This is a genomic window from Cryobacterium sp. Y62, from assembly GCF_002929785.1.
Taxonomy (GTDB): Bacteria; Actinomycetota; Actinomycetes; order Actinomycetales; family Microbacteriaceae; genus Cryobacterium.
The window spans coordinates 65,266-78,493 of sequence record NZ_PJJK01000111.1; the positions used below are offsets into that span (position 1 = coordinate 65,266).

Here is a 13,228-nt window from a genome sequence, read left to right on the forward strand (position 1 = left end):
AACCCGCAAAGAGGACAGTGACCAGGGCACCCGAACACGCACGCGGCGCCATAGGTGATTCGCAGAGTTTCAATGCCGTCCCACCATCGCCCGTTCGCTGCCTGCGGACGGGGTCGAGGCGACCGGTAGACTTGCCGGGTCAAGCATCCGCTATCTCGGGGAGAATTCCACACGTGACCGCTGTTTCCAAAACCTCTTCCCACGGCGTCGCCGACACCGTTTCCAACGCCATTGCGACGCCGGAGAAGGAGCAGCCCTACGGGGCGCTCGGGCTCAAGGCCGACGAGTACGCGAAGATTCGCGAAATTCTAGGTCGCCGCCCAACATCGGGCGAGCTGGCCATGTACTCCGTCATGTGGAGCGAGCACTGCTCCTACAAGAGCTCCAAGATGTATCTGCGCCAGTTCGGCGAGAAAGTCACCCCCGCCATGAAGAAAAACCTCATGGTCGGCATGGGCGAAAACGCCGGTGTGCTCGACGTCGGCGAGGGCTGGGCCGTCACCTTCAAAATCGAATCGCATAACCATCCCTCGTACATCGAACCGTTCCAGGGCGCCGCGACCGGCGTCGGCGGAATCGTGCGCGACATCATCTCGATGGGTGCCCGCCCGGTCGCTGTCATGGACGCCCTGCGCTTCGGGGACATTAACGACCCCGACACCGCCCGCGTCGTGCACGGCGTGGTCTCGGGCATCAGCTTCTACGGCAATTGTCTCGGCCTGCCCAACATCGGCGGCGAAACCGTGTTCGACCGGGTCTACCAAGGCAACCCGCTGGTCAACGCTCTGTCGGTCGGCGTGCTGCGGCACGAAGACCTGCACCTTGCCAACGCCCGCGGCGTCGGCAACCAGGTCGTGTTGTTTGGAGCCCGCACCGGTGGCGACGGCATCGGTGGGGCATCCATTCTCGCCTCGGATACCTTCAGTGCCGGCGGGCCCACCAAGCGACCAGCGGTGCAGGTCGGCGACCCGTTCGCCGAGAAGGTGCTGATCGAGTGCTGTCTCGAGCTGTTCGCGGGCAAGCTCGTCGAGGGCATTCAAGACCTCGGAGCCGCCGGAATCAGCTGCGCGACGTCGGAGCTCGCCTCCAACGGCGACGGCGGCATGTTCATCGAACTCGAGAAGGTGCTGCTGCGCGACCCCACGCTCACCGCCGAAGAGATTCTCATGAGCGAGAGCCAGGAGCGCATGATGGCGATCGTCACACCCGAAAAGCTCGAGGGCTTTCTCGCCGTCACGAAGAAGTGGGATGTCGAGACCAGCGTGCTCGGCGAGGTCACCGATACCGGCCGGTTGATCATCAACTGGCACGGCGAAGAAATCGTCAACGTACTGCCACGCACCGTCGCCGTCGATGGCCCGGTCTACGAGCGTCCGCTCGCCTACCCGACCTGGATCGACGCCCTGCAGGCCGACACCGCCGCCGTGCTGCCGCGCGCGCTCGACGGCGAGACCCTGCGCGAGCAGTTCCTCGACCTGCTCGGCTCGCCGAACCTCGCCGACCCGAGCTGGATCACCGACCAGTACGACCATTACGTACAGGGCAACACTGCTCTGGCTTTTCCCGACGACGGTGGCATGATCCGCGTCGACGAGGAGAGCGGCCTCGGCTTCGCGATCGCCACGGATGCGAACGGCCGCTACTGCCAGCTCGACCCGTACCGCGGCGCGCAGCTCGCCCTGGCCGAGGCCTATCGCAACGTCGCCGCGACCGGCGCGGTTCCAGCCGGCGTCAGCGACTGCCTCAACTTTGGCTCCCCCGAGAACCCCGAGGTCATGTGGCAGTTCCGTGAGGCCGTCACAGCCCTCGCCGACGGATGCCTCGAGCTTGAGATCCCGGTCACCGGCGGCAACGTCTCGTTCTACAACCAGACCGGTGACCAGCCGATTCACCCGACCCCGGTCGTGGCCGTGCTCGGCGTGATCGACGACGTCGCCCGCCGCATCCCGAGCGGCTGGCAGGACGACGGACACAACATCTACCTGCTCGGCGAGACCCGGCTTGAGCTCGACGGGTCGTCCTGGGCCGGTGTGGTGCACAACCACCTCGGTGGTCGTCCGCCGGTTGTGGATCTCGGCCGCGAGAAGGCCCTCGCCGGACTGCTGCACGCCGCGGCGAAGGAAGCGCTCATCGACAGTGCGCACGACCTCAGCGAGGGCGGGCTCGCCCAGGCCCTCGCCGAAGCCGTGATGCGATTCGGGGTGGGCGCGCGGGTCTGGCTGGGTGACATTCTGGATCGGGACGAGGTAGACGCATCCACTGCCCTGTTCTCTGAGTCGGCCGGTCGAGTCATCGTAAGCGTGCCGCGCGAAGACGACGTGAAGTTTCTCGGTCTGTGTGCCGGCCGGTACATTCCGGTGCTGCGCATCGGCGTGACCGACGCTACCCTGCACGCCCTGGAGGTGCAGGACGTCTTCTCAGCCTCCCTGTCCGGCATGCGTAATCGTCACCAGTCTGCTCTCCCCGCCGCCTTCGCGTAGCTTCTCTCCCCAACTGCGCGCGAAATGGGTTGCGCAGTCGACCTGTGAATAACCCGGCACGCACCACGAATCGGGGGCATGCTCTGCGACATGAAACGTGCCACTGGGATTTCCCCACGACTCGCGAGTCGAGGATTAGCGTTTCGTGAGGGTTGCGCGTCGCGTGTACGGTCGACACTTGGTGCCCGTTGTCTACTATTCTCGGACTCGATGACCTGATCCAAATCGGGGATGCGCTCGTGTGCCGGCAGCATCCGCTCGCCACGATGGCAGACCTGTGCAGCCGTGCACCGACGGCAATCCGCAAGGTGGAAACGGTGCTCCGTGCTGCCGACTGGCGCCCGGTCTCTGAGCTCCTCGCTCCGCCCCGTCTCGCGGAAGCGGGTGAAGTGGTGCTTCGAGGTGGCTGAAGCAACACTTCACCCGCTTTCGCGGGGCGTATTAGAGGAAGGGCTCACCGATGAGCGTCTCGGCTCGCTCCCAGAGTTTGGCGGCCACGGCGCGGTCGCGGGAGGTGCGGGTGGCGGGCTGGCGCACGGGGCGGCCGCGGGTGAGCAGGCGCGGGCCGAAGTAGTCGCCGCCGTGGGCATCCGGGTCGATAGCGGCTCGCACGGTCGACCAGGCGCCGTGGTGCTTTCCCTGCGCGCCGACCACGGTTTGCGCACCGTCAATCACCCGCTTGATTGGCGAGACCCTATTAACACCGGGAATGGTCGGAGTCAGCCCCGAGATGGAATATCCCGGCTGCGCCACGAGCGATTGCACCATTCCGGCACCGTTCGCGCGTAACCGCCGGTCAAGCTCGAATCCGAACACCTGCATGGCAATCTTGGACTGCGCGTACGCCTTCCACCCGTTGTAGGTCGTGGCGAGCTGCAGATCGTCGAGGGGGGAATCCATCAGCCGGGAAATCAGCGACCCGAGCGACACCACACGGCTGCCGGGCGTGCGGCGCAGCGCCATAAGGGTGCCCGCGGTGAGGGCAAAATGCCCCAGAAAGTTCGTCGCGAAGATGAGCTCGTTGCCATCGAGGCTGACCTGCCGGTCCGCAGACGGGTGCACGATTCCGGCGTTCAGAATCAGACCGTCAAGACGCGGCAGAGCCCGCATGGTCTCGCTGACCTCACGCACCGACTGCAGGTCTGATACATCCAGCTGCAGCACAGAAACGGATGCCCCGGGCGTGCGATCGCGGATGGCCGCCGCCGCGGCATCCGCTTTCATCAGGTTGCGGCAGGCCAGAATGACGTGTGCGCCAGCCCCAGCGAGTTGCTCACTGGTGAAGTAGCCAAGGCCCGCGTTGGCGCCGGTGACTACAAAGGTCTTGCCGCTCTGGTCGGGCAGGGAGCGCGGATCCCAGCTCACGCTACTGACCACACTGTGCCCAGGGCGCGGCGCCCAGCCTGGCCAGGTCGAGTTTCGCCGGTGCCGCTTCTCACAGAAGAGATCAGGCCGCCACACGATCACGACGCCGGGCTCGGTGCATGCGCGGTCGGCGGGTGCGGCACCGGTTGCGTCGCAGCGGGCACAGTCACCGACCCAGATGGAACTCCGGCCGCAGCCCCAGCGGCGCGCCCCAGCACGACCGGGTCTCCGCCGGCGATTTTTACGTGGTGGTGGATCACCTCGGCGATGATGAAATTGAGGAACTTCTCGGCGAACGCCGGGTCGAGGTGGGCCTCTTCGGCGAGGCCGCGCAGGCGGTCGATCTGCATCAGCTCGCGGGCCGGGTCGGCGGCGGGCAGCCCGTGGGTAGCCTTCAGGCGGCCGACTTGCTGGGTGAATTTAAACCGCTCGGCCAGCAGATGGATCAGCGCCGCGTCAATATTGTCGATACTTTCGCGGATGCTGTGCAGCTGGTCAATCGCGTCCGCGCCGGCGCCGGCGGGTAACTCCTCGTGTACGGCCATGGTTTCACGATAATGCATGCTGCACGCGTCACACGGATGCCGCCGCCTCCCTACCGCGCGCCCCGAACCACCCGAGCCGCAACCGTTTCTGCGTCAGCAGGATGCCCACGAGCACCAGCAACGCACCGCTCGGTTCGTGCCAGGAGAACGTTTCGGAGAGCACGAGCACCCCCAGAATCACGCCGACGACCGGCGTCACGTAGGTCACCGTGGACGCGTTGGTCGGGCCCCAGGCACGCAACACGTTGATGTTCCAGATGTAGGCGACGCCGGTGCCGAGCGCGCCCAGCGCGAGCAGGCACAGCACGATCGGCACGGTGAGCGCCACCGGGATCCACGCGATCACAGGGGTGAGCAGCAGCATGATGAACCCGGCAATGCCGATGTTGAGAAAGGCGAAGGTGCTGCCGGCAATTGGCCGACCGCTCAAAAAGCGGCGGGTATAGCTGAAGGTGAAGCCGTAGCAGATGGCGGCGCCGAGACAGGCGAGCTGGCCCCAGAGATCGCCGGTGAGGGAGGAATACTGCCACGGACCGATGATCACCACGACGCCGCTGATGCCGACCACGATTCCGGCGACCTGCGCCCGCACGAGTTTCTCCACTCGAAACACCAGGGTCGCCATCAGCGCCGTCATGATCGGGGTGACCGCGTTGTAGATGCTCGCGAGGCTCGACGACACGTACTGTTCGGCCCAGGCGAACAGCAGGTGGGGAATCACACATCCGCTGATCGCAATCACCAAGAAGTGCAGCCAGACCACGGGCTCGCGCGGCAGCACCGGCCCATTGCCCACGCGCGGCCGGTTCACAAGCACGATCAGGCCGAGGGTGAGTCCGCCGAGTACGAGCCTGGACCAAGCGACCTGCCCGAAACTGACGCCGTCGAGCGCGACCTTCATGAACAGAAAACTGGAGCCCCAGATCAGTCCCATCCCGAGAAATTGCACGGTGATGAGGGTCTTGCTGGCGGCAGGCGTTGGGGGCACGGTTCGAGCCTATAGCGGGCCCAACCGGCCGCGCGGCCGTCTGAGCGCAACGTCTGAAATGCGCCGAACAATGGCAGCTGATGCCGGACCAGCACGCGCCCTCTGTGGCTAATTCAGGAAATCCGGCCCACTTGCTACTAGGAACCCGCATGGTTCCGGGGGCGCCCACGCCCGCCCGACCCGCTCATCCTGAATTAGCCACCAGCGCCGCGGGACCTCGCCACCTGGACGCGCCAGGCGGCTGCCGGCCGACCGGCACCCCCTCGGTGGCTAATTCAGGAAAACGGGCACACCAGCCGCCCTGGAACCCGCATGGTTCCAGGGCAGCTACGCCCGCTCGACCCGCTCGTCCTGAATTAGCCACCCAGCGGCCCCCTCACGAAGACGAATGGCTCGCCTACTGCGAGGTGTCGGCCTCGGCGTTCTGCTCGGCGTCGAAACCGGGCACCGCACCAGTCGGCTGCGGGGGACTCCCGGGCACGTCCGGCGCACGTCCGGTTGCCGGGCGGAAGCTACCCTGCGGACCACCGCCGGTCACGGCGTAGCGCTGCCGGGCCACCGCCATAGCCGGCCGCGAACACCTCGGGACGAGCGATGGCGCGGTGCAAGTTGGGCAGCACCGCGCTGCCGAGCGGTTGCAGCTGCACAAAACGACCGGTCAGGGTCAGGGAATGGGGTCTCAGGGCGGTCACCCGCCCAGTGTGGCAGGTCAACCCCGAACCGGGTAGACGAGCCTGCGGCTTTAGTCGATCAGGTCGTGCCGCACCACGATGGCTTCACGGCCCGGGCCGACGCCGATCGCCGACATGCGCGATCCGCTCATGGCTTCGAGGGCGAGCACGTAATCCTGCGCGGCCTGCGGCAGCTCCTCGAACGTGCGCACACCGGTTATGTCCTCGGTCCAACCGGGGTAGTTCTCGTAGATCGGCACGGCGTGGTGAAAGTCGCTCTGCGAGACGGGCACCTCGTCGACGCGCACGCCGTCGACCGAGTAGGCCACGCAGACCGGAATCTCGGCCAGGCCGGTGAGCACGTCGAGCTTGGTGAGCACGAAGTCGGTGACACCGTTGATGCGCGCAGTGTAGCGGGCGATCGGGGCGTCATACCAGCCGCAGCGACGCGGGCGACCGGTGGTAGTGCCGAACTCGAAGCCGTTGACGCGCAGGTATTCGCCGGAATCGTCGAACAGCTCGGTCGGGAATGGTCCGCTGCCGACCCGGGTGGTGTACGCCTTGACCACGGCGATAACTCGGTCGATGCGATTCGGGGCGATACCGGAACCGGTGACCGCGCCGCCCGACGTCGCGTTCGACGAGGTCACGAAGGGGTAGGTACCGTGGTCGACGTCGAGCATGGTAGCCTGGCCGCCCTCGAACAGCACGGTTTTGCCCGCCGTCAGCGCCTGGTGCAGCAGCAACGCGGTGTCGGTGACCATCGGGCGCAGGCGTTCGGCATAACCGAGCAGCTCGGTGACGATCTCCTCAGTCTCGATGGCGCGACGGTTGTAGACCTTGACCAGCATGTGGTTCTTCTGGTCGAGGGCGCCCTCGACTTTCTGGCGCAGAATATTCTCGTCGAACAGGTCCTGCACGCGAATGCCGACGCGGTTGATCTTGTCGGCGTAAGCCGGGCCGATGCCACGCCCGGTCGTGCCGATCTGGCGTTTTCCAAGAAAACGCTCGGTGACCTTGTCAAGGGTGCGGTGATACGCGGTGATGACGTGCGCGTTGAGGCTGACCTTGAGCCGGGAGACGTCGACACCGCGCTCGATCAGCGCGTCGAGCTCTTCGAACAGCACCTCGACGTCGACGACGACGCCGTTTGCGATGACCGGGGTGACGCCGGGGCTCAGGATGCCGGAGGGCAGCAGGTGCAGCGCGTACTTCTCATCACCGATGACCACTGTGTGCCCGGCGTTGTTCCCGCCGTTGAACTTGACGACATAGTCGACCCGACTGCCGAGCAGGTCGGTGGCTTTGCCCTTGCCCTCGTCGCCCCACTGGGCTCCGATGAGTACGATCGCGGGCATCTAGTCTTCTCCTCGAATAACAAAGGCTTCGGTCGGCGGCGCCGGATCGAAGCCGGGGCTGCCGGTGTGCAGGGTAGCGATGATCGAGATGGCGCTCGCATCGGCATCGGTCAGAAAAGCAGTGAGACGGGCGACCTCGTCGGTCTCGCCGATCTCTTCGGCACCGCGCCGCAGCGCGAACAGGGTGCGAAGCACCCCGCGGTTGGGTTCGTGGCGCCACGGAATGGGGCCGTGGCCGCGCCAGCCGGCCTTGCGCAGAGCGTCGAGTCCGCGGTGATAACCAACCCGGGCATAGGCGTACGACTCGAGCATGCGGCCCTCGGAGTGGGTGACATCGGCCAGTTCAGCCCAGGCCAACGGGGAGGTCGGATGAACCTGCACCACGGCAGCAATCTCGCTCCTCGCGGTTCGGCGAAGAGCCTCGAGCACCTCCGGTTCCGCGGGAAGAAGGGTCTCGGGCTCTGAAATCAAATTGTCGCCGGTCACACTGAATCCTACCAAGACCCGGGCCGGTCGCTTTCGGTGCGCTGCCGCCCCATGTCTCGTAACCGCGCTCGATACCAGTGGGCGCTACACCGGGTCACCGTAGCGACTACCCACATCGGGCGCGTTCACCGTCGCCAGGCTGCTGAACGGAGGCTACGCCGGACTCTGCTGCCGGGCCGCGACGCGCCAGCCGCCGTTGACGAAGAGATACGTAGTGGACATATTCAGTTCGGCCACCACCTCACCGCGCCGGGCGATTGCCTTGTAGACGACGACGCCGGCGTGCTCGCCCAGGCGGATGATGGCGGGCTCGTGGATGCCGTAGCTCTCCCACGGCGCCGCTTGGTCAAAGTAGGCGGTGACCTGGTCGCGCGTGATGACAGCGCCGGGCACGATCATCAACCCGTCGTCGGTCATTTCGCGCTGGTAGTAGGCTCCGCCCGTACCGCCCAGAATGGCCTCCCATCCCGCGTTTTCTTCGTGGAGCAAGCGGGCGGGTAGATCGTCAGTGATCGCAGTCATACCGTCACGCTAGCCCCAAACGGTCACCGTATGAAGGAAAAATCAGAACCGGTGCTGAACCACCCAGGAATGCATGGTGACGGCCGCAGCCGCGGAAGCGTTGATCGACCGGGTCGACCCGAACTGGCTGATTTCGACGACGGATTCAGCGGCGGCGATGGCCTGCTCGGACAGGCCGGGGCCCTCCTGGCCGAACAGCAGCACGCAGCGCTCTGGAAAGCTGAAGGTCTCGATGATGACGCTTCCGGGCACGTTGTCGATCGCGATCACCGGCAGCGCCTCTGCGGCACACCATTGAACGAACGCGGCGACATCACCGTGGTGCAGCACGTGCTGGTAGCGGTCGGTGACCATGGCGCCGCGCTTGTTCCATCGGCGGCGTCCAATGATGTGCACGGTGTCGGCACCGAACGCGTTGGCGCTGCGCACGATCGAACCGATGTTCATGTCGTGCTGCCAGTTCTCAATGGCCACGTGAAACGGATGCCGGTGCTCATCCAGGTCAGCCACGATCGCGGCCATATTCCAGTAGTGATACCGGTCGATCACGTTTCGGGTGTCGCCGTGTTCGAGCAGCTCGGCGTCGTAACGATCTTCGCTCGGCCACTCCCCTGACCATGGACCGACCCCGTAGGTAGAGCGTTCGGGTGAGGAGCTGTCGGCGGCGAAGGTGGGGGCGGCTGGTTCGATCACTGATTAACCGTAACCCGCCAGCGCGCACCCAGATTCGGACTTTCGGTCTGCCTAAATTCCGACTAGGGTTTCGGCATGACTAAAACGGATGCCCCCGCTGCCGATCGTGTGCTCGCCCAAGCTCCCACCACGGTCGCCTCCAGCCGCCTGCTGTGGCTACTCGGGCCCGCCCTCGTCGCTGGGGTCGCCTACCTCGACCCGGGTAATGTCGCGAGCAATATGACCGCCGGAGCCCGCTACGGCTACCTGCTGGTCTGGGTGGTCGTGGCCGGCAACGTGATGGCCTGGCTCATTCAATACCTCTCGGCCAAGCTCGGCATCGTCACCGGGCAGAGCCTCCCCGAGATTCTCGGGGTGCGCATGAAACGGCCCACCGCCCGTCGGTTGTACTGGGTGCAGGCCGAACTGGTCGCCATGGCCACCGACCTCGCCGAGATCATCGGCGGCGCCGTCGCCCTCAATCTGCTGTTCAACCTGCCGCTGATCTGGGGTGGCGTGATCACCGGAACCATTTCGATGATCGTGCTCATGGTGCACTCGCGGCGGGGACCGCGCATTTTCGAACGCGTCATCATCATGCTCATGCTCATCATCACCGTGGGGTTCACGGCCGGTGTTTTCATCTCACCGCCCGACGGCGGTGGGGTGCTCGCCGGAATGGTGCCCCGATTCGAGGGCTCCAACTCGGTACTGCTCGCCGCCTCGATTCTCGGCGCCACGATCATGCCGCACGCGATCTACGCGCACTCCTCGCTCACTCGCGACCGATTCCCGGAATGGCAGGGCGTTCAGGCGACCCGCCGCCTGATCTGGGCAACAAAATGGGACGTCACGATCGCCATGGCAATTGCAGGCACCGTGAACCTCGCGATTCTGCTGCTGGCGGCATCCGCTTTGCAGGGTGTAGACGGAACCGACACGCTTGAGGGAGCGTACGCGGCGCTGAAAGACACGCTCGGACCGATCGTCGCGACACTGTTCGCGGTGGGACTGCTCGCATCGGGGCTCGCGTCGACGTCGGTCGGCGCCTATGCCGGGGCAGAGATTATGCAGGGGCTGCTGCACGTGCGTATTCCCCTGTTGCTCAGAAGACTCGTGACGCTGATTCCGGCGCTGCTTATTCTGGGGGTCGGGTTCGATCCCACCCAGGCGCTCGTGCTCAGCCAGGTGGTGCTCTCGTTCGGCATTCCGTTCGCGCTGATTCCGCTGGTCTGGCTCACCGCGCAGCGCGGACTGCTCGGCACTTTCACCAACCGCTGGTTCACGACGGCCGCCGGCGTAGTGTGCGCCCTCGCGCTGGTAGCGCTGAACGTCGTGCTGCTCGTGCTCGTTTTCACCGGGGCGTAACGGCCGGCCAACGTGTCGGCGCCTCCCGCTGCTCGAGTTCGCCGACCGCAATAAAACGGCCGCCACCCGCCCAATTGGCGAGGTGACGGCCGCAACAAGCGGATGCCCTACGCGGCGACCCGACGACGCCGAACGACGAGCGCGGCTCCGGCCACCAGCAGCAGCAGCGCAGCGACGCCGAGCGGCGCACCAGCGAAGCCAGTGGAAGCCAGGGAAGCCGCGGCAGCAGCCGTAACCGCGGAGGCAGCATCCGCTTCAACGGATGACAGATAGGTCACAATGCCCCCGGCGCCAACAGTGAAGTACACGACGCTGCTGAGAGCGCTGCCGTCGGCAGCCGTTCCGCTGAACGTGACGGTGTGCGCGCCGACTTCCAGCCCGGCGGGTATGACGCCCGTGCCGGTGACCGTACCGTCGAGGCTGGCGGATCCAAACGCGATCGTGACCGGGGTCGAACGCACGACCACCGTGTAGGCGGACTCTGCCAGCAACCCCACTGCCGAGACTGTGACCGTGGAGCCGGCCACGACATCGCCGATAGCCAGGTCGAGGTCAAGGGTCAGCGCTGCGGCAACAGGGTTATCGGTCGGGGTATCGGTCGGGGCATCGGTCGGGGCATCGGCCACTGCCGTCCATTTCGCATACGCGGTCACATCGGCGGTCATTGGCGCGCTGAAGTCGAACGGAACCTGGAGAACTTCCGCATCGCTGTACCAGCCGCTGAACAACCAGCCCGATTCCGACGGAGCATCTGGACGAACTGCTGAATCCCCAGCACTCACCGACTGGGCGTTCACGGCGGTGCCGTGCCCGTTCAGCTCAAACGTCACGGTCGGGTCAAGCACTTCGGCCACGTAGAGCGCAGTGTTGTGGCCCTTCCAAGTCGGGTAGGTGAACCCGCCGTCTCCGACGATTTCGAAGCCCCACTCCGCCAGGTAGCTAACGACCAACGCGTTGGATTCGCCCAGCGACGCGCTGCTTCCGGGAGCTGCCCAAGACGTGGGCGCACGGCCGGCAAACGTCACCGACGCCAGCGACGTGTTGTTATAGAAGACACCCTGCCCCAGGCTCGTAACCGTCGAAGGAATGACGACTGACGGGATATTGGCGTGGGCAAAGACCCAGTTGCCGAGCGTCTCCAGCCCCTCATTCAGGGTCACCTCGGTCAGGAATAGGTTGTGGTCGAATGCATCGTTGCCAATTTCGGTCACGGACCCCGGAATGTTAATGGAGGTGAATTCGTTATACGAGAAGGCAGTGTTGCCAATAGTGGCGAGAGCCCCCGCGTCCTGAAAGGTGACCGCGGTCATATTATTTCCGGAGAAAGCGGAGTTGCCGATACTGGTCACCGACGCCGGAATGGCAACAGACGCACCCAAGATTGTGCCGGAAAACGCGTTGTCACCAATGGTGCGCAGCCCCTCGGGGAGGGTTACCGAGGCCAACGAGGCATATTGGAAGGCTGCCGCACCAATGGTGAGCAGCCCCTCGGGGAGGGTTACCGAGGTCAACGAGGCAAATTGGAAGGCTTCCTCGCCAATAGCGGTGAGGGTATAGGGCGCGTACACACCCGGGAAACTCTCGGGAAACGCGAGCGTCGTCGCGGAGCCTTCATATATTGTCGCTGTTGCGCTCATCGTTGCATCGTCGAATGCGTAAACGACGTCATCTATGGTCAGGTCGGTCATCGCTGCCTGCGCGGGAGCCGCGACCAGCGCCGAGCCTAGAATCAGCGCTCCTGCAACGGATGCCGCCACTACCCGCGACGAATTACCTCGCGAAACCGAAAAAAACCTGCGCACTGCGACCTCCATTAGCTAACCCATCCCCTGTCACGCCGGCAGAGCCCGTCGTGCACAGCAATTTCTCGGCGAGACGCCGAATTCTGATCGTATGGTGTGAATTGCCCATTTACCCCCCATCTGGGTCAATTTGTGCAGAAAACCAGTGCCGAAATCCCAGTACCGAGATCGCCCAAATTCCGCCCAACAACGTGCCCCCCGGCAGCTTCGGTAGCTCTCGAGTGTTGGCCGACGGTATCGACTCGCCTGGCATTGGCTGCCCCGTCAGCCAACTTGCTACTCTGAAAGGGAAATGACCTACACGACCGGCGCCGCCGAGGACTACCTCAAGACCATCTACTCCCATACCGAGTGGCAGAGCGACCTGATCACCCCGTCGGCGCTGGCGGTGCGGCTGGGGGTGGCGCCGTCATCCGTTACCGAAATGGTGAAGAAGCTCGCTGCCGGCGGGCTGATCACCCACGTTCCCTATGGTCCGCTCGCGCTAACGGATGCCGGCCGGCTGCGCGCGACCGCCGTTGTGCGCCGGCATCGCCTGATCGAAACCTGGCTGGTCGGCGAGATGGGCTATGACTGGGATCAGGTGCACGACGAGGCCGAGATTCTCGAGCACTCCATCTCGGATCGTCTGCTCGAGGCGATCAGCGCCCGGCTCGGATTTCCGACGCACGATCCGCACGGTGACCCCATTCCCGCCGCCGACGGTACTGTCTTACGGGAGCCCGCCGTGCTGTTCGCCGACGCCTCGGTCGGGCACGCCGGAGTCGTGCTGCGCATCAGCGACCGCGACCCACTCGTGCTGCGCGAGCTCGCCGCCGACCTGATCGGCCCCGGTACCACGTTCACGCTCGCGGCGCCGCTGACCATCGTGTTAGCGGATGGCCAGAGCCGGCTGGTCACGCCCGCTGCTGCCGCGTCGATCTGGGTCACCGCCTGAGGTGCAGGCCAGCCGTGTGAACCCCAGCTCAGAA

At 65.2% G+C, this 13,228-nt stretch carries 13 protein-coding genes; 4 read left to right on the forward strand and 9 right to left on the reverse strand.

Annotated features, from left to right (window positions below):
* Positions 1–173: 173 nt before the first annotated feature.
* Together purL and CXY71_RS12325 are read left to right on the forward strand one after the other, a co-directional pair.
* On the forward strand, positions 174–2,480 hold the full coding sequence (purL, locus tag CXY71_RS12320; protein WP_104135892.1) for a phosphoribosylformylglycinamidine synthase subunit PurL: 2,307 nt from the start codon (positions 174–176) through the stop codon (positions 2,478–2,480).
* A gap of 188 nt (positions 2,481–2,668) precedes the next feature.
* Positions 2,669–2,890 (forward strand): hypothetical protein, encoded by a 222-nt coding sequence (locus tag CXY71_RS12325; RefSeq protein ID WP_104135893.1) that lies wholly within the window; start codon positions 2,669–2,671, stop codon positions 2,888–2,890.
* A 31-nt stretch (positions 2,891–2,921) separates the two neighbouring features.
* Here the strand turns inward: CXY71_RS12325 and CXY71_RS12330 are convergent, their stop codons facing one another.
* The 8 genes from CXY71_RS12330 to CXY71_RS12360 all read right to left on the reverse strand — a co-directional run bounded on the left by CXY71_RS12330 (position 2,922) and on the right by CXY71_RS12360 (position 9,105).
* Positions 2,922–3,845: an SDR family NAD(P)-dependent oxidoreductase gene (locus CXY71_RS12330; protein WP_104135932.1), complete on the reverse strand. Its 924-nt coding sequence runs from the start codon at positions 3,843–3,845 to the stop codon at positions 2,922–2,924.
* 98 nt (positions 3,846–3,943) lie between these two features.
* A complete protein-coding gene (locus CXY71_RS12335) occupies positions 3,944–4,390 on the reverse strand; it encodes a chorismate mutase (protein ID WP_104135894.1) in 447 nt (148 codons plus the stop codon).
* A gap of 28 nt (positions 4,391–4,418) precedes the next feature.
* Positions 4,419–5,324: a DMT family transporter gene (locus CXY71_RS12340; protein WP_104135933.1), complete on the reverse strand. Its 906-nt coding sequence runs from the start codon at positions 5,322–5,324 to the stop codon at positions 4,419–4,421.
* A gap of 566 nt (positions 5,325–5,890) precedes the next feature.
* Positions 5,891–6,070, reverse strand: coding sequence for a hypothetical protein (locus CXY71_RS20715; protein WP_146071837.1), 180 nt, complete (start codon positions 6,068–6,070; stop codon positions 5,891–5,893).
* A 50-nt stretch (positions 6,071–6,120) separates the two neighbouring features.
* On the reverse strand, positions 6,121–7,407 hold the full coding sequence (locus CXY71_RS12345; protein ID WP_104135895.1) for an adenylosuccinate synthase: 1,287 nt from the start codon (positions 7,405–7,407) through the stop codon (positions 6,121–6,123).
* Positions 7,408–7,893 (reverse strand): DUF3151 domain-containing protein, encoded by a 486-nt coding sequence (locus CXY71_RS12350; RefSeq protein ID WP_104135896.1) that lies wholly within the window; start codon positions 7,891–7,893, stop codon positions 7,408–7,410.
* Positions 7,894–8,046: 153 nt separating this feature from the next.
* Positions 8,047–8,415 carry a nuclear transport factor 2 family protein gene (locus CXY71_RS12355; protein WP_104135897.1) on the reverse strand — a complete coding sequence of 123 codons (369 nt, stop codon included), beginning with the start codon at positions 8,413–8,415 and terminating at the stop codon, positions 8,047–8,049.
* A 42-nt stretch (positions 8,416–8,457) separates the two neighbouring features.
* Positions 8,458–9,105: a TrmH family RNA methyltransferase gene (locus tag CXY71_RS12360; RefSeq protein ID WP_104135934.1), complete on the reverse strand. Its 648-nt coding sequence runs from the start codon at positions 9,103–9,105 to the stop codon at positions 8,458–8,460.
* Between the two features lie 78 nt (positions 9,106–9,183).
* Here CXY71_RS12360 and CXY71_RS12365 point away from each other — a divergent pair, with 78 nt between their 5' ends.
* Positions 9,184–10,455, forward strand: a complete 1,272-nt coding sequence (locus tag CXY71_RS12365; RefSeq protein WP_104135898.1) for an Nramp family divalent metal transporter — start codon at positions 9,184–9,186, stop codon at positions 10,453–10,455.
* A 107-nt stretch (positions 10,456–10,562) separates the two neighbouring features.
* Here CXY71_RS12365 and CXY71_RS12370 read toward each other — a convergent pair whose 3' ends face one another.
* Positions 10,563–12,257, reverse strand: coding sequence for a leucine-rich repeat protein (locus CXY71_RS12370; protein ID WP_233204613.1), 1,695 nt, complete (start codon positions 12,255–12,257; stop codon positions 10,563–10,565).
* Positions 12,258–12,549: 292 nt separating this feature from the next.
* Between CXY71_RS12370 and CXY71_RS12375 the strand changes: the two genes are divergently transcribed.
* Positions 12,550–13,194, forward strand: a complete 645-nt coding sequence (locus CXY71_RS12375) for a metal-dependent transcriptional regulator (protein ID WP_104135900.1) — start codon at positions 12,550–12,552, stop codon at positions 13,192–13,194.
* Positions 13,195–13,228 lie beyond the last annotated feature (34 nt).

What these genes read in the sequence shown, in the direction of transcription:
- CXY71_RS12335 (WP_104135894.1), bottom strand. Translation starts at nt 4,390, where the DNA reads ATGGCCGTACACGAGGAGTTACCCGCCGGCGCCGGCGCGGACGCGATT.
- CXY71_RS12340 (WP_104135933.1), bottom strand. Translation starts at nt 5,324, where the DNA reads ATGGGACTGATCTGGGGCTCCAGTTTTCTGTTCATGAAGGTCGCGCTC.
- CXY71_RS12345 (WP_104135895.1), bottom strand. Translation starts at nt 7,407, where the DNA reads ATGCCCGCGATCGTACTCATCGGAGCCCAGTGGGGCGACGAGGGCAAG.
- CXY71_RS12355 (WP_104135897.1), bottom strand. Translation starts at nt 8,415, where the DNA reads ATGACTGCGATCACTGACGATCTACCCGCCCGCTTGCTCCACGAAGAA.
- CXY71_RS12365 (WP_104135898.1), top strand. Translation starts at nt 9,184, where the DNA reads ATGACTAAAACGGATGCCCCCGCTGCCGATCGTGTGCTCGCCCAAGCT.
- CXY71_RS12375 (WP_104135900.1), top strand. Translation starts at nt 12,550, where the DNA reads ATGACCTACACGACCGGCGCCGCCGAGGACTACCTCAAGACCATCTAC.